Raw genomic sequence first — 21,998 nt, forward strand, 5'->3', positions numbered from 1 at the left:
GCCAGTAGGGGGCGAACAGGCCGGAGAAGGCCGGGACGAAGTAGACGCCGCCGTTGTCCTCGACCTGGCGGGCGAGTGACTCGCTCTGGGAGGCGCCGGAGATGATGCCGAGCTGGTCGCGCAGCCACTGGACGGCCGATCCGGTGACCGCGATGGAGCCCTCCAGGGCGTAGACCGGCTTGTCGTCGCCGAACTGGTAGCCCACGGTGGTGAGCAGGCCGTGCTTGGAGCGGACCAGTTCGGTGCCGGTGTTGAGCAGCAGGAAGTTGCCGGTGCCGTAGGTGTTCTTGGCCTCGCCGGGGGAGAAGCAGACCTGGCCGACGGTGGCGGCCTGCTGGTCGCCGAGGTCACCGGTCAGGGCGACCTCTCCGCCGAGCGGGCCGTCGGCGCGGGTCACCCCGTAGGAGGCGGGGTTGGAGGAGGGGCGGATCTGCGGCAGCATGGCCCGGGGGATGCCGAAGAACGACAGCAGTTCGTCGTCCCAGTCGAGGGTCTCCAGGTTCATGAGCATGGTGCGGCTGGCGTTGGTGGGGTCGGTGACGTGGACGCCGCCGTCGGTGCCGCCGGTGAGGTTCCACAGCAGCCAGGTGTCGGTGTTGCCGAAGATCGCCTCCCCGGCCTCGGCGGCCTCGCGGACGCCTTCGACGTTCTCCAGGATCCACTGGATCTTGCCGCCGGAGAAGTAGGTGGCGGGCGGCAGGCCGGCCTTGCGGCGGATGACCTCGCCCTTGCCCTCGCGGTCCAGGGCGCTGGCGATGCGGTCGGTGCGGGTGTCCTGCCAGACGATCGCGTTGTAGTAGGGCCGGCCGGTCCTGCGGTTCCATACCACGGTGGTCTCGCGCTGGTTGGTGATGCCGAGCGCGGCCAGGTCGGCGGCGCTGAGGTTCGCCTTGTTCAGCGCCGTCTGGACGACCGCGCGGGTGCGCTCCCAAATCTCGGTGGGGTTGTGCTCGACCCAGCCGGCCTGCGGCAGGATCTGCTCGTGCTCGAGCTGGTGGCGGGCGATCTCGTTGCCGCCGTGGTCGAAGATCATGAAGCGGGTGCTCGTGGTGCCCTGGTCGACGGCTCCGACGAAGTCCGGCATGCGAATCGTTCTCCTTGAGAGGCGGGTGAGGTGGGGGTCAGACGGCTTCGCGCACGGGGTCGGTGGGGATGCGGCCGGGCTCGGGTCCCTCCTCGGGCGGCAGGAACCGCGCCACCAGGGCCTGGTAGAGACCGGCGCCGATCAGGCCGCCGACGACCGGGCCCACGATGGGCACCCAGAAGTAGAGGTTCCCGTACTGGTCCTTGAACGCCGTCTCGTAGCCGGTGAGGAAGGAGGCCAGGCGCGGGCCGAAGTCACGCGCCGGGTTGATCGCGTACCCCGCGTCGGTGCCCCACGCCATGCCGATCGCCACGACGAGGAGACCGACCACGAACGGCGCGAGGTTGGCGGCGGGGGCGGAGTTGCGCAGGTCGGTGATCGCGAGGATCAGGAACAGCAGGATCGCCGTGCCGATGACCTGGTCGCGGAAGGCGCCCCACTCGGTGACGGGCAGCGCCCCGTTGCCCGGGAGCGTGGAGAAGACGCCCTGGGTCTTGATGGTCAGGCCGGGGTCGGCCTTCTGCAGTACCTCGCCGTAGTTCCAGCGGACGAGCAGCGCGGCCACGAACGCGCCCGCGGTCTGCGCGAGGGTGTACGGCAGCACCTTGCGCCACTCGAAGCCCTTGAACACGGCCAGCGCGACGGTGACGGCGGGGTTCAGGTGCGCCCCGCTGATGCGGCCGGCGACGTACACGCCGAGCGTGACGCCGAGGCCCCAGGCCCAGGCGATGCTGTCGTGGTCGCCGATGCCGCCGGCGACGACCTGGGCGACCACCCCCACTCCGAACAGGATCAGGACCAGGGTGCCCGCGAACTCGGCCGCCAACTCGCCGATCATTCCGCGGGCCTTGAGGCTTTCCGCCATTACTCCTCCTCACATCCAGTGCCGCCTCGCCGGTCCGCGCGAGGACGCGGGCGTACAGCCGGGGCGGGGTGGTCCGATGCGGTGCGGCGCACCTCACGGATGCCGGGGACGCTAAGTGAGGAAAAAGGCCGGGTCAACGACAGTGTGCCGACAATGTCGAACACTAGTCAGCGATGCGATACAGGATTATCGTTTCCCGTCTATGACAAAGTCGTCACAGGGTCTAGTGTGCGGCGTAACACCACGATCTACACCGGCGAGGCGCCGACAATGTCGAACGTCCGCCGTCAGCACTACCATCGGAAACGTGCCAGGTCCGGTCCAGTCCATCCAGCGGGGAGCCGCCATCCTGCGGCTTCTCGCCCGCAGCTCCGGCCGGCTCGGTGTCGGCGAGATCGCCACCTCGCTGAGCCTGGCGCGTGGCACCGTCCACGGCCTGCTGCGCACCCTGCAACTGGTCGGCTTCGTCGAGCAGGACGAGGCGTCGGGCAAATACCAGCTCGGCGCCGCCCTGCTCCACCTCGGCACGAGCTATCTCGACGTCAACGAGCTGCGGTCGCGGGCGATCAACTGGGCCGACGCCCTCGCGGCGCGCAGCGGCGAGGCCGTGCGCATCGGCACCTTCCTCGACGGCCAGATCCTGGTCGTCCACCACGTCTTCCGCCCCGACGACAGCCTGCAGACCCTCGACGTCGGCACGCTGCTGCCCATGCACGCCACCGCCCTCGGCAAGGTGCTGCTCGCCTACGACGCCGGCGCCGCCGCGGCCCTCGGCGACGGCGCGCTGGAGGCGTACACCCGCAGCACCATCGTGACGCCCAAGATGCTCGCGCGAAACCTCGCCGGCGTCCGCGAGGTCGGCTGGGCCACCGAGATCGAGGAGATGACCATCGGCGAGGCCGGCGTCGCGGCGCCCATCCGGGGCCACGGCGGCCTGGTGGTCGGCGCCATCGGCATCTCGGGGGCCGTGGAACGCGTCTGCGACACCAAGGGCCGGCCGAAGGCCCCCCTGGTGACCTTCGTACGCGACGCCGCGCGCGCGGTGTCCCGTGACCTCGGCGCCTCCCGCTGGTGACCTCCCTCCACACGTCTGCCGAGGTAAAATGCCATGGTCATGCGCTATGTGATGTCCATCGATCAGGGCACGACATCGACGCGGTGCATCCTCTTCGATCATCGTGGCCGCCTGGTGTCGGTGACACAGCGCGAACACCGCCAGCACTTCCCGCGTCCCGGATGGGTCGAGCACGACGCCGCCCAGATCTGGCGCAACCTGCAACGCATCGCCCCTGAGGCGCTCGCCCAGGCCGGGGTCGGCCCCGAGCAGGTCGCCGCTGTCGGCATCGCCAACCAGCGCGAGACCACCCTGGTGTGGGACCGCCACACCGGCGAGCCCATCGGGCGGGCCATCGTCTGGCAGGACACCCGCACCGACGAGCTGGTCGAGAAGTTCACCTCCCGGCCCGAGGCCGCCCTGGTGCAGGAACGCTGCGGGCTGCCGCTCGCCACCTACTTCTCCGCGCCCCGCATCCGCTGGCTGCTCGACCACACGCCGGGACTGCGTGAGCGCGCCGAACGGGGCGAGGTGCTGTTCGGCACCATGGAGACCTGGCTCATCTGGAACCTCACCGGCGGCCCCGAGGGCGGCCTGCACCTGACCGACGTCACCAACGCCGGCCGCACGCTGCTGATGGACCTGGCCACCCTCGAATGGGACGACGACCTGCTCGGCTTCTTCGGCGTCCCCCGGGCGATGCTGCCGGAGATCCGCCCCTCCGTCGAGGTCTACGGCGTGGCCACCCGCGTGGTGCCCGGCGTCCGCATCGCCGCTGCCCTCGGCGACCAGCAGGCCGCGCTGTTCGGCCAGACCTGCTTCGCGGCGGGCGAGGCCAAGTGCACCTACGGCACCGGCAGCTTCCTGATGCTCAACACCGGCGCCGAGCCGGTCCGGTCGACCCACGGCCTGCTCACCACCGTCGGCTACCAGATCGGGAACCAGCCGGCGGTGTACGCCCTCGAAGGGCCGATCGCGATCACCGGTGCGCTGGTGCAGTGGTTCCGCGACGGGCTCGGCCTGATCAGCAGCGCCCCCGAGATCGAGACGCTCGCCCGCACGGTCGAGGACAACGGCGGGTGCTACATCGTGCCGGCGTTCGCCGGGCTGTTCGCCCCCCACTGGCGCAGCGAGGCGCGGGGCGTGATCGTGGGCCTCACCTCCTACATCACCAAGGGCCACCTGGCCCGCGCGGTGCTGGAGGCCACCGCCTGGCAGACCCGCGAGGTCGTCGACGCGATGAACTCCGACTCCGGGCTGGAACTCCGTACCCTGAAGGTCGACGGCGGCATGACCTCCGACAACCTTCTCATGCAGAACATCGCCGACTTCCTCGACGTCCCGGTGGTGCGCCCCATGGTCGCCGAGACGGTGTCCCTGGGCGCCGCGTACGCCGCGGGGCTGGCCGTCGGGTACTGGCCCGACCTCGAGGGGCTGCGCCGCAACTGGCACCGCGCCGCCCAGTGGCTGCCCTCGATGGACGCCAAGCGCCGCGAGGAGGAGTACGACAACTGGCACCGCGCCGTCGAGCGCACGTTCGGGTGGATCAAGCACCGCCCCTGACCGCGCGCGCCGTGCACCGGCCCGGCTGCGCGGCGTGGACCGTTCCGGATCATCACGAGGAGCTGTGGATCAGGGCGACTTCGTCCGTACCTGGGGGAACTCCTGCTCGCCATCGGTAAGCTTCAGGCGTTTCACACCAAATCGGGAGGAGCCTCAGCTGTGCGGGTACAACGCGTGATCGGCATCGCGCTCGCGGGGACCGCCGTTCTGGCACCCGCGGCGGCCTGCTCGTCCTCGGGCGGCGGAGCGGCCCCGGCGGCGCAGAACACCCAGCCTGTCACGTCGCCGCCGTCGAGCCCGCCCCCGCCGCCCGACCACCCGTTCACCGGGCAGCAGACCGCCGCTCGCAAGCCCGTGCTGGCCGTGAAGATCGAGAACACTTCGGCGGGCAAGCCCCAGATGGGCCTGCGCAGCGCTGACATCGTGTTCGTGGAGCAGGTCGAGGGCGGACTGACCCGCATCATGGCCATCTTCTCGTCCAAGATCCCCGCCAAGGTGGGACCGGTCCGCAGCGCCCGGATCAGCGACCTGCACCTGCTGCCGATGTTCGGCAAGCCCGCGCTGGCCTATTCGGGGGTCCAGACGAAGATGATCCCCTTCGTGCAGAAGGCGTCGCTGTTCGACGTCTCCGACAGCGCGCAGCCCGGAGCGTACTTCCGCCAGCCCGGCCGCGTCGCCCCGTACAACCTGTTCGCCAATACCAAGAAGCTCCTGACCGCGGCGCCCCAGGCCAGCCGCGCCAAGGACATCGGTCTCAAGTTCGGTGACGCGCCCGAGGGCGGAACCCCGAAGAAGACATTCTCCGTGAAATATCCGGCGGCGTCCTTCACCTTCACCTGGTCCGACGACGAGAAGCGGTGGCTGGTGACCCAGGACGGCAAGCCGGACATGGCGGCCGAAGGCGGCCGGCAGGGCGCCCCCACGATCGTCATCCAGTACGCCAAGACCACCAGGTCGCAGTTCCACGACTTCCACCAGAGCTACACCCCGCTGATCCACACCACCGGTAAGGGCAAGGCGGTCGTGCTCCGTGACGGCAAGGCCTACAAGGCCAAGTGGGAGCGGGCCTCGGAGACCGGGGGCACGACGTTCACCACCGAGAGCGGCGAGCCGATGACGTTCAGCCGCGGCCAGGTCTGGATCGTCCTCGCCGCCCCCAAACCGGTCCAGCCCTAACCCCCAGCCACAACCACCCCCCCGAAGGCCACCCCCGCGAAGGTCCTGCTCCCCGCCCATCGAAGGCAGGCCCTGGGCGGGGGACGGGAGACCTGTTCCGGCCCAATGGAAGGCGGGCCCTGGGGGGGAGTCCTGTTCCGGCCCATCGAAGGCGGGCCTTAGGTGGGGGAGGAAGGTCCTGGTCCCGCCCCTCGCGTCCTGGCCGATGTGTGTCTTGAATCGGCGCCGGGTCGGCGGGATGTGGGGCGGTGAAGCCGGCGCCGTCGTGCGGCGGGGACGTGGTGCATGGTCGCGGGCTTCGCGTCAGTCGTACAACTTGTCCAAACGACGGCCGGACCTGTGACGGTCCGGCCGTCAAGGGCCGTGCTGATCAGCGCCTAACATGGGACAGGAATCCGTCGTCGCGCTCGTGAGGTAAGACCGTGTCCAGCAGCACCCCCGAAGTGACCGAGACCGCCGTCACCGGCACCGCCCGCGTCAAGCGCGGCATGGCCGAGATGCTCAAGGGCGGCGTGATCATGGACGTCGTGACCCCGGAGCAAGCCAAGATCGCCGAAGACGCCGGCGCGGTGGCCGTCATGGCGCTCGAGCGCGTCCCGGCCGACATCCGGGCCGAGGGCGGCGTGTCGCGCATGAGCGACCCCGACATGATCGACGGCATCATCAACGCCGTCTCCATCCCCGTCATGGCCAAGGCCCGCATCGGCCACTTCGTCGAGGCCCAGGTCCTGCAGGCCATCGGCGTCGACTACATCGACGAGTCCGAGGTGCTGACCCCGGCCGACGAGGCCAACCACATCGACAAGTGGGCGTTCACCGTCCCCTTCGTCTGCGGCGCCACCAACCTCGGCGAGGCCCTGCGCCGCATCTCCGAGGGCGCGGCGATGATCCGCTCCAAGGGTGAGGCCGGCACCGGCAACGTCGTCGAGGCCACCCGCCACATGCGGCAGATCCGTGGCGACATCAAGCGTCTGGCCGCCCTCGACGAGGCCGAGCTGTACGCCGCCGCCAAGGAGCTCCGCGCCCCGTACGAGCTGGTCGCCGAGATCGCCAAGACCGGCAAGCTGCCCGTCGTGCTGTTCACCGCCGGCGGCATCGCCACCCCGGCCGACGCCGCGATGATGATGCAGCTCGGCGCCGAGGGCGTCTTCGTCGGCTCGGGCATCTTCAAGTCGGGCGACCCGGCCAAGCGCGCCGCGGCCATCGTCAAGGCCACCACCTTCTACGACGACCCCGACGTGATCGCCAAGGTCTCCCGCGGCCTGGGTGAGGCCATGGTCGGCATCAACGTCTCCACCCTGCCCGAGGCCGACCGCCTGGCCACCCGGGGCTGGTAGGAAATCCGGACCGCGGCCGGATCCATCGTCCGGCCGCGTCACCGTCCGGGCCGGCCCGGAGGCCGGTCGCCGGGATCGGCCGCCCGGCCGGGCTGAAGGGCGGCTCCCACGGCGTTTCGAGACCACCGGCCACGCGGCCGGTGGTCTTTCCGTATGCGCCTTCGGCGCACAGGAAACGGGCATGGGTTGATCGTCCGGAAATATCCGGCTGTGAGCTGGCTGCCGCTATACCCCGGGTTTGCCGTGAATAGCCGACGATCGTCTTGTGTTGGACAGGCGATCGTTCCTCGTGCTGGGGCTGGCGGCGGGAGTGCCACCCCTGCGGGTGCCGCACGGCGACCCGTTCACGCTGGGCGTCGCCTGCGGTGACCCGGCCCCCGACGGGTTCGTCATCTGGACCAGGCTCGCCCCCTCGCCGCTCGCCGAGGACGGCTTCGGCGGGATGCCGCCCGCGCCGGTCCAGGTCGCCTGGGAGATCGCGGCCGACCCCAACTGCGCCAACGTCGTACGGCGCGGCACCACCGACGCCGTACGCCACTGGGCGCACAGCGTGCACGTCGAGATCACCGGCCTCCAGCCCGGGCGCGAGTACTGGTACCGCTTCAAGTCCGGCCCGCACGTCTCGCCCATCGGCCGGGCGCTCACCGCCCCCGCGCCCGGTTCCCTCGTCGCCTCGCTCACCCTCGCGGTCACCTCGTGCGCCAACTACCAGCACGGGCACTTCACCGCCTACACCCGCGCCGCCCAGGAGCACCCCGACCTCGTGGTGCACCTCGGCGACTACATCTACGAATACGGCAAGGGCAAGCACCCCTGCCCGGGCGGCAACGTACGCGACCACGAAGGGCCCGAGGCCCGGACGCTCACCGACTACCGGCGCAGGCACGCCCTGTACAAGACCGACCCCGACCTGCGGGCCGCCCACGCGGCCGCGCCCTGGGTGCCGATCATGGACGACCACGAGGTCCGCAACAACTGGATGAGCCTGCTCCCGGCCGCCCGGCGCAAGGCCGCCTTCCGCGCCTACTACGAGCACATGCCGCTACGCCGCGGGGCCGTCCCGCACGGGCCCGCCATCCGGCTGTACCGGCGCCTGCGGTGGGGGACCCTCGCCACCCTGCACATGCTCGACCTCCGCCAGTACCGCGACCGGGCCATCTGCGGATCGGGTTTCGCCGAATGCCCCGAGTCCCGCGACCCGGCCCGGACGATCACCGGCGCGGCGCAGGAACGCTGGCTGCTCGAGGGCTTCCGAGAGTCCAGGGCGCAGTGGGACATCATCTGCCAGCAGGTCTTCTTCGGGCAGCGCACCAAGCACGCGGGCGGCCCGAAGGTCGTCCGGCAGGACGCCTGGGACGGCTACTCCGGCTCCCGCACCCGGGTCACCCAGGGGTGGGTCGACGCGGGGGTGCGCAACGCGATCGTGCTGACCGGCGACGTGCACTCCCACTGGGCGGGCGACCTCGCCCTGGACTACGAGGACCCCGCCTCCCGCCTGGTCGGCGCCGAGCTCGCGGTCACCTCGATCACCAGCGGCGGCGACGGGCACGACGTCGACCGGGCCAGGGACGCCCTGCTCACCACCAACCCGCACCTGAAGTTCCACCTGCGGCGGCGTGGCTACATCCTCCTGAAGGTCGAGCAGACGAAGGTCACGGCCGACTTCAAGATCGTGCGGTACGTCCGGGTCCCCGGCGCCCCCGCTCTGACCGCCGCCACCTTCACCGTCGCGGACCGGACGCCCGGGCTGTTCCGGCAGACCTGAACCCCGCCGCCGTCCCGGTGGGCGCAGGGAGCCGCAGAAGACGGCGGAAGCGGGAAGCGCGGGGCGGTTTGGGACGTTGTTCCGCTTGGCCGTACGCTTTCGAACGCATGCACGTCCTCCAGGGACGCCGCGTGCGCCGCCGACCGTGTGGCGGCCGCGCCCCCGCAGCCGGTGTACCGCCTGCGGGCGGCGCGCGGCCCGAGCGGACGGCCCCCCGGGGCGCACCCGCCCCGCGACGACCAGCTGATCGAGAGGAACACCGGTGACGTCCGCACCCACCGTCGGCGTGCTCGCCCTCCAGGGCGACGTACGCGAACACGCCCGCTCCCTCGAAGCCGTCGGGGCGAAGGCGGTGGCCGTCCGCCGCCCGGAGGAGCTCGCGGCGGTGGACGGGCTGGTCGTCCCCGGCGGCGAGTCCACGACGATGTGGAAGCTCGCGGAGGCGTTCGAGCTGCTGGAGCCGCTGCGCCTGCGGATCAAGTCGGGCATGCCGACCTACGGATCCTGCGCCGGCATGATCATGCTCGCGGACCGCATCGAGGGCGGCATCGCAGGCCAGCAGACGCTCGGCGGCATCGACATGGTGGTGCGGCGTAACGCCTTCGGCCGCCAGGTCGACTCCTTTGAGGCATCCTTGGACTTCGCCGGACGCGGCGTCATCCGGGCGGTCTTCATCCGCGCCCCCTGGGTCGAGTCGGTCGGCACGGACGTCGAGGTGCTGGGACTTGCCGAGCCGGGGGATAGGATCGTCGCGGTCCGGCAGGGACCTCTGCTCGCGACGTCCTTCCACCCCGAGCTGACGGGGGACACGCGGGTTCATTCGTATTTTGTCGAGATGGTGAGGGAGCTCTAGCCGATGTCCGGCCACTCCAAATGGGCGACGACGAAGCACAAGAAGGCCGCGCTCGACGCGAAGCGGGGCAAGCTTTTCGCCAAGCTCATCAAGAACATCGAGGTGGCGGCCCGCACCGGTGGTCCTGACCCCGACGGCAACCCCACCCTCTACGACGCCATCCAGAAGGCGCGCAAGAGCTCCGTCCCGCTCGACAACATCGAGCGCGCGCGCAAGCGCGGCGGCGGCCTGGAGGCCGGCGGCGCCGAGTGGCAGACCATCATGTACGAGGGCTACGCGCCCGGCGGCGTCGCGGTGCTCATCGAGTGCCTCACCGACAACCGCAACCGCGCGGCCTCGGAGGTCCGCGTCGCCATGACCCGCAACGGCGGTTCCATGGCCGACCCCGGCTCGGTGTCCTACATGTTCAACCGCAAGGGCGTCGTCATCGTCCCCAAGGGCGAGCTGACCGAGGACGACGTGCTGGTCGCCGTCCTGGAGGCCGGCGCCGAGGAGGTCAACGACCTCGGCGACTCCTTCGAGGTCGTCTCCGAGGCCGGTGACCTGGTCCCGGTCCGCAAGGCTCTGCAGGACGCCGGCATCGACTACGACTCGGCCGAGAGCAGCTTCCTGCCCACGATGAGCGTCGCCCTCGACGAGGACGCCGCCCGCAAGGTCTTCCGCCTCATCGAGGCCCTCGAGGACAGCGACGACGTCCAGAACGTCTACGCCAACTTCGACGTCTCCGACGACGTCCTCGCCAAGCTCGACTGATCCCGGCAGGGCCACTCCCCGCCTCGGGGAGTGGCCGCCTCCAGGGGGTGTGGCGCGGTGGGGCCGGCGCCGTAGTACGGCGGGAAACGATTCGACCTGCTCCGCAGGGTCGTCGTAGGTTTGGCCGTTGTGGAGATGCGCGATCTGTCGGCCGACGACCTCAACGCCGTGCTGGACAACCGGAAGCGAGCCTTCGGCCCCCTGTCACCGGACAACGTGGAGCAGTGGCGGAAGATGATCTCGCCCATCCTGCCCGAAGGACGGTACCTCGGAGCCTTCGACGGCACCCGCCTCGTCGGCACCAGCCGTATCAACCGCTACGAGCAGTGGTGGCACGGCCGTCCGATCTCGATGGGCGGCGTCGCCAGCGTCACTGTCGCCCCGGAGGACCGCGGACGCGGCGTCGGGGGCCTCCTCATGCGGTCCACGATCGAGCGGTGCGCCGAGCTGGGCCATGTGGCCTCGGCGCTCTACCCGGCCACCACCCCGCTCTACCGCCACCACGGCTGGGAGCACGCGGGGGCGCGCAACCGCGTCACCCTGCCCGCCGAAGGCCTGCGCACGCTCGGCTCCCGCGACGGCGGCGTCAAGCTGAGGCGCGTGGGGCCGGATGACGTCCCGGAGCTCAGGCGGATCCTCGGCCGCGTGTACGGCGCCGCCCGCGCCTCGGGACCGATGGCGACCGACGAGCGGTTCCTGCGCGTCTGGCTCGCCGACGAGAACGACTACGCCTACCTCGCCGACGACGGCTTCGTCATCTACCGCTGGGACGGCGACGACATCGACGTCGACACCCTCGTGGCCGGCTCGGAGGCGACGGCGAGGGCGCTGTGGTCGCTGGTCGGCAGCGCCTCGTCCGTCGCCCGGACGGTCACGGCCTCCCTCGAGCCCGACGACCCGGTGCTCTGGCTGCTGCGCGAACGCTCCACCGACCTCGTCGAGCAGCGCCGCTGGATGTTCCGCCTCGTCGACCTTGCCTCGGCCGTGGGCGGCCGCGGCTACCCGGCGGGCGTGGCCGCCGACACCGTGATCGAGGTGGACGACCCGCAAAGGCCCGCGAACTCCGGGTTCTGGCATCTCGCCGTCGCCTCCGGCGCGGGCACGGCCACCGCCGTCCGGCCCCCGGCGGGCGCGGAGGTGCCGCGCTTCACCATCGGCGGCGTCTCCGCGCTGTACGCGGGCGTCCAGCCCGGTGCCCTGCGCCGCGCCGGGCTGCTCACCGGAGGCACGCCCGAGATCGACGACGTCCTCGGCGCGGTCTTCGCCGCGAAGCCGTACATGATCGACTATTTCTGATCCGTACCGGCCGGGCCTGGCGTGTTGTGGTGCGCCGCCGTGGACGGCGGGGGTAGAGTCGTGGGCCGAACAAGTGTTCGGCGTTCTGGGGAGGCATGCCGGTGCGGCTACCTGAGCTGCGGGTGATGGGGGTCGACCCGGGACTGACCCGGTGCGGCCTCGGAGCCGTGGAGGGCCGCGCGGGCGCGCCGCTGGCGCTCGTCAAGGTCGGGGTGGCGCGCACCCCGGCGACCGACGGCATCGGCGCCCGACTGGTGGCGATCGAGGCCGAGATCGAGCGCTGGCTCGACGAGGTCCGGCCCGACGCCGTCGCCGTCGAGCGGGTCTTCAGCCAGAGCAACCTCCGCACCGTCATGGGCACGGCCCAGGCCTCCGCGGTCGCCATCGTCTGCGCCGCCCGGCGCGGGCTGCCCGTCGCGCTGCACACCCCGTCGGAGGTCAAGGCCGCCATCACCGGCTACGGCAACGCCGACAAGGCCCAGGTCGGCACCATGGTGACCCGGCTGCTGCGGCTCGACGCCATGCCGAAGCCCGCCGACGCGGCCGACGCCCTCGCCCTGGCCATCTGCCACATCTGGCGCGGGGGCACCCAGAACCGTCTCGCCGAGGCCCTGGCCAAGGCGAACCGCGGCGCGTCCGCGAAGGGAGCCGCATCGTGATCGCGTCGGTGGCCGGGCGGGTGGCGGCGATCGGGCCCGACTCGGCGGTGGTCGAGGTCGGCGGGGTGGGTGTGCTGGTCCACTGCACGCCCGGCACGCTGGCCACCCTCCGCGCCGGTGAGGACGCCAGGCTCGCCACCTCGCTGGTCGTGCGCGAGGAGTCGCTGACGCTGTACGGCTTCGGCACCGACGACGAGCGCACCGTCTTCGAGATGCTGCAGACCGCCTCCGGCGTCGGCCCGAGGCTCGCGCTCGCCATGCTCGCCGTCCACGCGCCCAACGCCCTGCGGGTCGCGGTCGCCGCGGCCGACGTCAAGGCGCTCACCCTGGTGCCCGGCATCGGCCCCAAGGGCGCGCAGCGCATCATCCTGGAGCTGAAGGACAAGCTCGGCACGCCGGACGAGGCGGTCGCCGCCGCCCTCAACGGGCGCGAGGGCAAGCCGGCCTGGCGCGACCAGGTGCATTCGGGGCTGGTGGGCCTCGGCTACTCCTCCAAGGACGCCGACGAGGCCATCGCCGTCGTGTCGCCCGAGGCCGACGCCGAGATCGCCGCCGGGCGCACCCCCTCGGTGGCGGCCCTGCTGAAGGCGGCCCTGCGGGCCCTGAGCGTGCGATAGGGGCCTGTGGTGAGCCTCCAGAGAGATCTCGTGTCCCCCGAGCCCGAAGGCGACGAGCAGGCGATCGAGTCGGCGCTGCGCCCCAAGCGGCTCGGCGAGTTCATCGGCCAGAGCCGCGTGCGCGAGCAGCTGTCGCTGGTGCTCGAGAGCGCGCTGCGCCGCAACCGGCCGCCCGACCACGTCCTGATGAGCGGCTCGCCCGGCCTGGGCAAGACCACCCTCGCCATGATCATCGCGGCCGAGCTCGGCATGCCCCTGCGGCTGACCTCCGGCCCGGCGCTGGAGCGGGCGGGCGACCTCGCGGCGATCCTCTCGACGCTGTCGGAGGGCGAGGTGCTGTTCATCGACGAGATCCACCGCATGTCCCGCCCGGCCGAGGAGATGCTCTACCTCGCCATGGAGGACTTCCGGGTCGACATCGTCGTCGGCAAGGGCCCGGGCGCCACCGCCATCCCGCTGGAGATCGCACCGTTCACCCTGGTCGGGGCGACCACGCGGGCGGGCCTGCTGCCCGCCCCGCTGCGCGACAGGTTCGGCTTCGTCGCCCACATGGACTTCTACGACGTCCAGGAGCTCGAGCAGGTGCTGCGCCGCTCGGCGCGCCTGCTGTCACTGGAGCTTCCCGACGAGGGCGCCCACGAGATCGCCCGCAGGTCCAGGGGCACGCCCCGCATCGCCAACCGCCTGCTGCGGCGCGTCCGCGACTTCGCGGAGGTCCGCACCGAGGGCGTCATCACCCGGGAGATCGCCTCCGCCGCCCTCAACCTCTACGAGGTCGACGCCGAGGGCCTCGACCGGCTCGACCGGGCCGTCCTCGGCGCGCTGCTGGGCAAGTTCGGCGGGGGCCCCGTCGGGCTGTCCACCCTGGCCGTGGCGGTGGGGGAGGAGCCCGAGACCGTCGAGGTGGTCGCGGAGCCGTTCCTGGTACGGCAGGGCCTGCTCGCCCGCACCCCGAGGGGAAGGGTCGCCACGGCGTCGGCGTGGAAGCACCTCGGCCTCACCCCGCCGCCCGACGCCTTCGGCGCCTCCGCGCCGCCGGTCCTGTTCGGCGAGCCGGACGAGGCCGGCTGACCCGCGCGGGAAGTTCCGCGGCCGCCGGGACGTTCTGACAAGGGGTTTACAGCGAGCCTCCCCGGCCCTGTGTCGCCGCGGGTGGTCCGCGGCCTGGTACGACCGCGTCTCCCAGCGCGTATGCCCTGATCCCCGGCACGATGGCGGGCCGGCGGAGGCGGGAATACGGACGCCGGTGAAACTTTCAAGGAACCCGTATCGGCTGGTCACAGATCGGTGACAACGGGAACTTTCCAGCGTGCCCGAGCGTGGGTTCGTTGCCGGGCTTTGACAAGCTCGCCTAAACTCCGTGGCTTGGCTGGCTGTGTACGCTGACATGATCGGTGTGCGGCCGCGCCCATCGCCTCTAGACCTCCGGCGCAGGCCGGTCAGTTCTTAACCGGAAGGAAGCCCCGTGCAGGGCATTGGATCGTTCGTGCCACTGATCTTGCTGGTCGTGGTCTTCTACTTCCTGCTCATCCGCCCCCAGCGCAAGCGGCAGCAGGAACAGCAGCAGATGCAGAGCAGCCTCACACCGGGCACCCGTGTGATGACCACCACCGGCCTGTTCGCCACCGTCTCGCGACTCGAGGACGACGACCTGATCCTCGAGATCGCGCCGGGCGTCGAGACCCGGTGGATCAAGGCGGCCATCGGTCGCGTGGTGACCCCGGTGGAGGACGAGACGGTGGACAATGAAGGGGGCACGCCGGACGTCGTCGCCGACGAGCCGGTGACCGACACCACCCCCGAGCACCGGGGCGAAGAGGGTTCGACCGACAAGAAGTCCTGAGTAGGCTCACCGCAAACCCCTTGACGAAAGAACTGACCTCCAGTGGCCCCATCGACAAGTAGCCAAAGCAAGCCGGGACGCGTGCTCCTGGCGCTTTTGGTGCTCATCCTCGCCATGGGCGGGGTGATGTTCCTGCAGAAGGCGTTCGTGCCGAAGTTCGGCCTCGACCTGGCCGGCGGCACGACCATGACGCTGTCGCCGGTCACGCAGACCGGCGCCGTCGCCTCGCAGGAAAGCCTCGACCTGGCCGTCAACATCATCCGGGACCGGGTGAACGGCACGGGCATCTCCGACGCCGAGGTCGCGAAGTCGGGTGACAACATCGTCATCTCCGTCCCCGGAGCGGGGTCGGGCCAGGTGCAGAAGCTCGTCGGCACCACCGCCGAGCTACGGTTCCGTCAAGTCCTCGCCGTCGCGGCCGCCAACGCCACGCCGGGCAAGCTGCCCACCTCGCCCGCGACCCCGGCGCCGTCCGGCAGCGCGAGCCCCTCGCCCACGGCCAAGTCCTCCGGCACGCCCGGGGCCAAGCGGTCCGCCCAGCCCACGGCGACGGCCAAGCCCGCCCCTGGCGGCACCCCGGCGGGACGCGCGCTGTCGGAGGCGCTGACCGCCCCGACGCCCGCCCCGTCCGCCTCGGCCTCCGGCGGCAAGACCACCGGAAGCGGGAAGGCGACCGGCAAGGCGACGCCCTCGCCGAGCTCCCCGGCGTCCGGCCGGCCCAGCGCGCAGCCGACGGCGCAGGCCTCCGAGGACCCCTTCGCCGGGGTCGACCTCACCGGCGTCGACCCGGCCGTGGCCGAGCAGTTCAAGAAGCTCGACTGCACCAGGAAGGACAAGGGCCAGGGCGTCCAGGACGACCCGAACAAGCAGCTCGCCGCCTGCAGCGACGACGGCTCGGCCAAGTACGTCCTGGACAAGGCCGCGGTCAAGGGCACCGAGGTGTCGGGCGCCAGCTCCGGTGTCGACTCCACCACCGGCGAGTGGATCGTCCAGGTCACCTTCAAGAGCCAGGGCGCCAGCCAGTTCGCCAAGATCACCGGCGCGATCACCAGCGCGCCGCAGCCGCGCAACCAGCTCGCCATGGTGCTCGACGGTGTGGTCATCTCGGCCCCCGTCATCGAGGAGCCCATCCCCGGCGGCCAGGCGCGCATCTCCGGCAGCTTCACCCAGAAGTCCGCCACCGACCTGGCCAACCAGCTCAAGTACGGCGCGCTGCCGCTGAAGTTCCAGCAGAGCTCGATCGAGGAGATCTCCGGCACGCTGGGCGCCGACCAGCTGCGCGGCGGCATGCTCGCGGGCGCCATCGGCCTCGCGCTCGTGGTGATCTACTCCCTGCTCTACTACCGGGGGCTCGGCCTGGTCGCGGTGGCGAGCCTCGGCATCGCCACGGTCCTGACCTACTGCGCGGTGGTCGTCCTCGGCCACAACGCCAACTTCCGGCTGTCGCTGCCGCACATCATCGGCCTCATCGTGTCGATCGGTATCACGGCCGACTCCTTCATCGTCTACTTCGAACGCATGCGTGACGAGATGAAGGAAGGCCGGCGGTCGCTGCGGGTCGCCGTCGAGGTGGCCTGGGTGCGCGCCCGGCGCACGATCCTGATCGCGGACGCCGTGATGTTCATCGCCGCGATCGTGCTGTACTTCCTGGCGGTCGGCGGCGTCGCCGGGTTCGCCTTCGCGATGGGCCTGACCACCCTCATCGACATCGCGGTGGTGTTCCTGTTCACCAAGCCGTTCGTCGCGCTGCTCGCCAGGCTGAAGTTCTTCGCCAAGGGGCACAAGCTGTCCGGCCTGGACGCCGAGCGCATGGGCCGCGAGGCGCCCGCCGCCCGCACGACCGTTCCGCAGGAGGGCTGATGTCGCGCATCGGTGAAATCGGGCGCCGCCTGTACCGCGGCGAGGTCAACATCGACTTCGTCGGCCGCTACAAGCTGTGGTCCTCGCTGTCCGGGGCCCTCCTGGTGATCTCCATCGTGGGCCTGGTGTTCCAGGGGCTCAACCTCGGCATCGAGTTCAAGGGCGGCTCGGTGTTCACGTTCAACAAGCCCGCGGCGTCCTCCATCGAGGACGTCCGTACGACCGTCGAGGACGCCGGCGCCCACCAGGTGATCGTGCAGGAGGCCGGTGACCGCTGGCGCGTCACCACGCAGAGTCTCCCGCCCGACCAGGTGACCAAGGTGCAGGGCGCCATCTCCGATCGCTACCACATCGCGGACGGCCAGGTCAGCAAGCAGATCATCGGCCCGTCCTGGGGTGGTGAGGTGCTGAAGAAGGCGGTCATCGGCCTGATCGTCTTCATGATCGCCATCATCCTGTACCTCACGCTGGCGTTCGAGTGGAAGATGGCGCTCGCGGCCGTGGTCGCGCTGGTCCACGACCTGATCATCACCGCCGGCATCTACGCCTGGTCGGGCTTCGAGGTGACCCCGGCCACCATGCTGGGCTTCCTCACCATCCTCGGTTACTCGCTGTACGACGCCGTCGTGGTGTTCGACATGATCAAGGAGGTCACGGCCAAGCTGGGCCAGGCCTCCAAGATGACCTACACCGAGGCGGCGAACAACGCGCTGAACCACACGCTGATCCGTTCGCTGAACACCTCACTGGTCGCGATCCTGCCGGTGGCGGCGATCCTGTTCATCGGCACCACCCTGTTCGGCGCGGGCACCCTGAAGGACCTGTCGCTGGCCCTGTTCGTCGGCATGATCGTCGGCACCTACTCCTCGCTGTGCGTGGCGACGCCGCTGCTGGTCAACCTCAAGGAGCGCGAGCCGAAGTACGCCGCGATCGCCAAGCGGCTGGCCGCCAACAGGAGCGCCTCCGCCGTCCAGGACGCACGCGGCAAGGGCGGCAAGCAGCCCGCCACCGCGACGACGTCCACCGCTCTCCCGCAGGGCGGCGCGGTGGCCACCGACAAGCGCAAGAAGCGATAGAGGCGGACACCTCGCGCGGCGCCCCCGTGATCTCACCTGTATCACGGGGGCGCTGTGCTGCCGTCCGACGCCTGCCCCCGGAAGGAACCCCCGCATGACCGACATCACCACGACGATCCTCGACAGGATCCGCGACGTGCCCGACTACCCGCAGCCGGGCGTCATGTTCAAGGACATCACGCCGCTGCTGGGCGACCCCGTGGCGTTCGCCGCCGTGGTCGACGCCCTCGCGGCGGACCTGGCCGTCGACAAGGTCGTGGGCATCGAGGCCCGCGGCTTCATCCTGGCCGCCCCGGTGGCCTGCCGGGCCGGTGCCGGGTTCGTCCCTGTCCGTAAGAAGGGCAAACTTCCTGCCGAGACGCTCGAAGCGTCCTACGATCTGGAGTACGGCTCCGCCGTCATCGAGGTCCATCGCGACGCCTTCGCTCCGGGCGACCGCGTGCTCATCGTCGACGACGTGCTGGCCACGGGCGGCACCGCCCGGGCGGCGGTGGAGCTGGTCGGCCGGGCGGGCGCCACAGTCGTGGGCGTGTCCGTGCTGATGGAGCTCGCCTTCCTTTCCGGCCGCGACCGGCTGAGCGACATCGACGTGCGCGCGCTCGTCGTCGTCTGATCGCCTCGGCGGAGGGCGACGTCCCCAGCGTGGATACACTGGGGACCTGGACTCGACGTGAGGAGTCTGAGTGCCCCGTGACATGGCCGTGCCCGAAGTGACCGACACCCCTGAGCCGGTTTCCCCGCCCCCAGGCGACACGGGTTTAGCCATGTCCGCAGGCACCGAGGAGAGACCGGCGCCTGCCGTACGTCGCAGGCTTTCCCGGTTCGGGGGGCAATGGGGTGGTGCGATGAATCCGGTTCTTGAGCCGCTGTTCAAGACGGTGCGTGCCACCCATCCCAAGGCCGACCTCCGGCTGATCGAGCGCGCCTACGACGTCGCGGCCTACCACCATCGCGACCAGAAGCGCAAAAGCGGCGACCCGTACATCACCCACCCGCTCGCGGTGGCGACGATCCTCGCCGAGCTCGGCACCGACGACGAGACCCTGTGCGCCGCCCTCCTCCACGACACAGTCGAGGACACCGCCTACGGCCTCGATGAGCTGAGCTCCGACTTCGGCGAGAACATCGCGCTGCTGGTCGACGGCGTCACCAAGCTCGACAAGGTCAAGTTCGGCGACGCCGCGCAGGCCGAGACGGTCCGCAAGATGGTCGTGGCGATGTCCCGCGACATCCGGGTCCTGGTGATCAAGCTCGCCGACCGCCTCCACAACATGCGCACCCTGCGCTACCTGCCGCGGCACAAGCAGGAGCAGAAGGCCCGCGAGACGCTCGAGATCTTCGCCCCGCTGGCCCACCGGCTGGGCATGAACACCATCAAGTGGGAGCTCGAGGACCTCGCCTTCGGCATGCTCTACCCCAAGCGCTACAACGAGATCGCGCGCATGGTCTCCGAGCGTGCCCCGCGGCGCGACCTGTTCCTGCAGGAAGTGATCGAGAAGGTCTCCGCCGACCTGCGCGAGGCCAAGATCAGGGCGACGGTCAAGGGCAGGCCGAAGCACTACTACTCGATCTACCAGAAGATGATCGCGCGCGAGGTGGCGTTCGACGACATCTACGACCTGGTGGGCATCCGGGTGCTGGTCGACACCGTACGCGACTGCTACGCCGCCCTCGGCACCATCCACGCCAGGTGGAACCCCGTGCCCGGGCGGTTCAAGGACTACATCGCGATGCCCAAGTTCAACATGTACCAGTCGTTGCACACGACGGTCATCGGGCCCGAGGGCAAGCCGGTCGAGCTGCAGATCCGCACCCGCGCGATGCACCACCGCGCCGAGTACGGCGTCGCCGCCCACTGGAAGTACAAAGAGGAGATGGGCGCCGCCGGCCCCGCCGGGGGCAAGGTGAAGTCCGCGGGCGACATGGCCTGGCTGCGCCAGCTCCTCGACTGGCAGAAGGAGACCTCCGACCCGGGCGAGTTCCTGGAGTCGCTGCGGTTCGACCTGTCGGTGTCGGAGGTGTTCGTCTTCACGCCGCGCGGCCAGGTGATCGCGCTGCCCGAGGGCGCCACGCCGGTCGACTTCGCCTACGCCGTGCACACCGAGGTCGGCCACCGCTGCATCGGCGCCCGCGTGAACGGCCGCCTGGTCCCCCTGGAGTCGCGGCTCAGCAACGGCGACACCGTCGAGATCTTCACCTCCAAGTCGCCCGACGCCGGGCCGTCCCGTGACTGGCTGAAGTTCGTCAAGAGCGGCCGGGCCCGCAACAAGATCCGCCAGTGGTTCTCCAAGGAGCGCCGCGAGACGGCGATCGAGGCGGGCAAGGAGGCCATCGGGCGGGCGATGCGCAAGCAGGGCCTGCCGTTGCAGCGCATGATGTCCGGCGAGAGCCTCCTGGCCCTCGCCAAGGACCTTCGCTACCCCGACGTCTCGGCACTGTACGCCGCGGTCGGAGAGGGCCACACGGCCGCGCAGGCGGTCGTGCAGAAGCTCGTGCAGTCGCTCGGGGGGGTCGAGGGCGCCGAGGAGGACATCGCCGAGGCCGCCGTCCCGACCAAGCTGCGGGGCAGGCCCCGCACCGGCACCAACGCCGGTGTCATCGTGGCAGGCGACTCCGACGTCTGGGTACGCCTGTCGCGCTGCTGCACGCCGGTGCCCGGGGACGAGATCGTGGGCTTCGTCACCAGGGGCCACGGCGTGTCGGTGCACCGCACCAACTGTCCCAACATCGAGCAGTTGCGGGCCGAGCCCGACCGCCTGGTCGAGGTGAGCTGGTCCCCGGGCGACGACTCGGTGTTCCTGGTGGCGATCCAGGTGGAGGCGCTCGACCGGCCGCGCCTGCTGTCCGACGTCACCCGCACGCTGTCCGACCAGCACGTCAACATCCTGTCGGCCTCGGTCACCACCTCGCGTGACCGCACCGCCGTCAGCAAGTTCACCTTCGAGATGGGCGACCCCAAGCACCTCGGTCACGTGCTCAAGGCGGTCCGCAACATCCAGGGCGTCTACGACGTCTACCGCGTCACCAACTGACGGCGGCGGAGCCCGGACGGCGAAGACCGCCGTCTCTGAAGGAGCGCTCCTCGCCGCAGGGCGGAGCGCTGCCGGGCGAACGGCGGCCGTGCCCCCTGAGGGGCACGGCCCGCTCGCGGTCATCGCGGGGCGGCGACCAGCCGGTGGATGGTCATCGGCTCGGCCAGCACCAGGTCGAGCACCTGCCTGACGTGCTGGAAGTGGGGGGTGGCGAAGTGCTCCTCCAGGGCCTGCGGGCCGCTCCACTCCTCGACCACCACCATCCGGGCGGGGTCGTTGGGGTCGGCGTAGGGCCGGTAGGCCAGGCAGCCGGGCTCGTCGAGCGACGGCTCGATCATCGCCTCCAGGGCGGTGCGCAGCCGGTCCTCCCGGCCGGGCGCGGCCAGGCATTCGGCGACGACGATGAGGGACATGGGGCGTCCTCCCGCTGATGTGGTGGTCACGGGCGGGCGGGGCCGGTGCCCGCGCCCGAGGCGGTGATCGCGGCGGTGATCTCGTCGAGGTCGGACGGCGTCAGCTCCACCGATCCCGCCCCGATCCAGCCGTCGACCTGGGTGGTCTTGCGGGCGCCGACGATGGCGCCGGTGATGCCGGGCCAGGCCAGTGCCCAGGCGATGGCCACCTCGGCGACGGTGGCGCCGTGCCGCGCCGCGATCGGGCGCAGCGCGTCGGCGAGGCGGAGGTTGGCGTCCAGGCCGGTGGTGAAGTCGTGGTGGGCCGTCCGCCAGTCGTCCGCGGGCAGGCCGGCCACGCGTTCCGCCGAGAAGGTGCCGGTGAGAAGCCCCGACTGGAGCGGGGAGTAGACGATCACCCCGGTGTCGTGGGCGTGCGCCCAGGCGATCTCGGCGGCGGCGGAGCGGTTGATCGCGGAGAACGGCGGCTGGATCGCGTCGACGTGGGCGACGCGCTCGGCGGCCTCCAACAGCTCGGCCGAGTGGTTGGACAGGCCGATGGCGCGGACCTTGCCCTCGGCCTTCAGGTCGGCCATGACCTGCCAGTATTCCTCCAGCGGGGTGGCGTTGGGGGAGACGGCGCCGAAGCCGCCCCCGGCGTACTCCAGCGACTCGCCGGTGTCGGGATAGTGCACCTGGTACAGGTCGATGCGTTCGACGTTCAGCCGCCGCAGGGAGTCCTCGATCTCGCGGCGCACGCTGGCGGGCTTCAT

General features: G+C 70.8%; 20 protein-coding genes. 16 read left to right on the plus strand and 4 right to left on the minus strand.

Features of this window, described 5'->3' with window-relative positions:
* Window positions 1-1,084 (minus strand): glycerol kinase GlpK (gene glpK, locus KIK05_RS45725; RefSeq protein WP_214417212.1); only part of this gene is annotated, 1,084 nt, incomplete at its 3' end.
* A 37-nt stretch (window positions 1,085-1,121) separates the two neighbouring features.
* Window positions 1,122-1,949, minus strand: coding sequence for an MIP/aquaporin family protein (locus KIK05_RS45730; RefSeq protein ID WP_214417213.1), 828 nt, complete (start codon window positions 1,947-1,949; stop codon window positions 1,122-1,124).
* Window positions 1,950-2,256: 307 nt separating this feature from the next.
* Between KIK05_RS45730 and KIK05_RS45735 the strand changes: the two genes are divergently transcribed.
* The 16 genes from KIK05_RS45735 (at window position 2,257) to KIK05_RS45810 (ending at window position 20,833) form a co-directional block, all read left to right on the plus strand.
* Window positions 2,257-3,024, plus strand: a complete 768-nt coding sequence (locus KIK05_RS45735) for an IclR family transcriptional regulator (RefSeq protein WP_214417214.1) — start codon at window positions 2,257-2,259, stop codon at window positions 3,022-3,024.
* A gap of 33 nt (window positions 3,025-3,057) precedes the next feature.
* A complete protein-coding gene (glpK, locus tag KIK05_RS45740; protein WP_214417215.1) occupies window positions 3,058-4,566 on the plus strand; it encodes a glycerol kinase GlpK in 1,509 nt (502 codons plus the stop codon).
* A 159-nt stretch (window positions 4,567-4,725) separates the two neighbouring features.
* The gene (locus tag KIK05_RS45745; RefSeq protein ID WP_214417216.1) at window positions 4,726-5,742 is read left to right on the plus strand and encodes a DUF3048 domain-containing protein; all 1,017 of its coding nucleotides are present in this window, start codon (window positions 4,726-4,728) and stop codon (window positions 5,740-5,742) included.
* A gap of 422 nt (window positions 5,743-6,164) precedes the next feature.
* On the plus strand, window positions 6,165-7,079 hold the full coding sequence (pdxS, locus tag KIK05_RS45750) for a pyridoxal 5'-phosphate synthase lyase subunit PdxS (protein ID WP_214417217.1): 915 nt from the start codon (window positions 6,165-6,167) through the stop codon (window positions 7,077-7,079).
* Between the two features lie 265 nt (window positions 7,080-7,344).
* A complete protein-coding gene (locus KIK05_RS45755; protein WP_308250431.1) occupies window positions 7,345-8,844 on the plus strand; it encodes an alkaline phosphatase D family protein in 1,500 nt (499 codons plus the stop codon).
* Window positions 8,845-9,106: 262 nt separating this feature from the next.
* Window positions 9,107-9,697: a pyridoxal 5'-phosphate synthase glutaminase subunit PdxT gene (pdxT, locus tag KIK05_RS45760; RefSeq protein ID WP_214417218.1), complete on the plus strand. Its 591-nt coding sequence runs from the start codon at window positions 9,107-9,109 to the stop codon at window positions 9,695-9,697.
* Between the two features lie 3 nt (window positions 9,698-9,700).
* Window positions 9,701-10,450 carry a YebC/PmpR family DNA-binding transcriptional regulator gene (locus KIK05_RS45765; RefSeq protein WP_214417219.1) on the plus strand — a complete coding sequence of 250 codons (750 nt, stop codon included), beginning with the start codon at window positions 9,701-9,703 and terminating at the stop codon, window positions 10,448-10,450.
* Between the two features lie 135 nt (window positions 10,451-10,585).
* Entirely contained in the window at window positions 10,586-11,746 is a 1,161-nt protein-coding gene (locus tag KIK05_RS45770) for a GNAT family N-acetyltransferase (RefSeq protein ID WP_250564575.1), read from the plus strand.
* 116 nt (window positions 11,747-11,862) lie between these two features.
* Window positions 11,863-12,405, plus strand: coding sequence for a crossover junction endodeoxyribonuclease RuvC (gene ruvC, locus KIK05_RS45775; protein WP_214417230.1), 543 nt, complete (start codon window positions 11,863-11,865; stop codon window positions 12,403-12,405).
* Window positions 12,402-13,022 carry a Holliday junction branch migration protein RuvA gene (ruvA, locus tag KIK05_RS45780; RefSeq protein ID WP_214417221.1) on the plus strand — a complete coding sequence of 207 codons (621 nt, stop codon included), beginning with the start codon at window positions 12,402-12,404 and terminating at the stop codon, window positions 13,020-13,022. Before ruvC ends, ruvA begins: the two co-directional genes overlap by 4 nt.
* Window positions 13,023-13,031: 9 nt before the next feature.
* Complete coding sequence (gene ruvB, locus KIK05_RS45785) at window positions 13,032-14,093, plus strand: Holliday junction branch migration DNA helicase RuvB (RefSeq protein ID WP_214417222.1); 1,062 nt, start codon at window positions 13,032-13,034, stop codon at window positions 14,091-14,093.
* A 415-nt stretch (window positions 14,094-14,508) separates the two neighbouring features.
* Entirely contained in the window at window positions 14,509-14,865 is a 357-nt protein-coding gene (yajC, locus tag KIK05_RS45790; protein ID WP_308250432.1) for a preprotein translocase subunit YajC, read from the plus strand.
* A gap of 81 nt (window positions 14,866-14,946) precedes the next feature.
* Window positions 14,947-16,725 (plus strand): protein translocase subunit SecD, encoded by a 1,779-nt coding sequence (gene secD, locus KIK05_RS45795; protein WP_308250433.1) that lies wholly within the window; start codon window positions 14,947-14,949, stop codon window positions 16,723-16,725.
* Window positions 16,725-17,801 carry a protein translocase subunit SecF gene (gene secF / locus KIK05_RS45800; protein WP_214417224.1) on the plus strand — a complete coding sequence of 359 codons (1,077 nt, stop codon included), beginning with the start codon at window positions 16,725-16,727 and terminating at the stop codon, window positions 17,799-17,801. Before secD ends, secF begins: the two co-directional genes overlap by 1 nt.
* Window positions 17,802-17,895: 94 nt before the next feature.
* Window positions 17,896-18,414 carry an adenine phosphoribosyltransferase gene (locus KIK05_RS45805; RefSeq protein ID WP_214417225.1) on the plus strand — a complete coding sequence of 173 codons (519 nt, stop codon included), beginning with the start codon at window positions 17,896-17,898 and terminating at the stop codon, window positions 18,412-18,414.
* A 232-nt stretch (window positions 18,415-18,646) separates the two neighbouring features.
* Entirely contained in the window at window positions 18,647-20,833 is a 2,187-nt protein-coding gene (locus KIK05_RS45810) for a RelA/SpoT family protein (RefSeq protein WP_214417226.1), read from the plus strand.
* A gap of 119 nt (window positions 20,834-20,952) precedes the next feature.
* Here KIK05_RS45810 and KIK05_RS45815 read toward each other — a convergent pair whose 3' ends face one another.
* Complete coding sequence (locus tag KIK05_RS45815) at window positions 20,953-21,246, minus strand: putative quinol monooxygenase (protein ID WP_214417227.1); 294 nt, start codon at window positions 21,244-21,246, stop codon at window positions 20,953-20,955.
* Window positions 21,247-21,272: 26 nt separating this feature from the next.
* Window positions 21,273-21,998 (minus strand): aldo/keto reductase (locus KIK05_RS45820; RefSeq protein WP_214417228.1); only part of this gene is annotated, 726 nt, incomplete at its 5' end.

Source organism: Sphaerisporangium fuscum (assembly GCF_018531465.1).
In the GTDB taxonomy this organism is placed as follows: Bacteria; Actinomycetota; Actinomycetes; order Streptosporangiales; family Streptosporangiaceae; genus Sphaerisporangium; species Sphaerisporangium fuscum.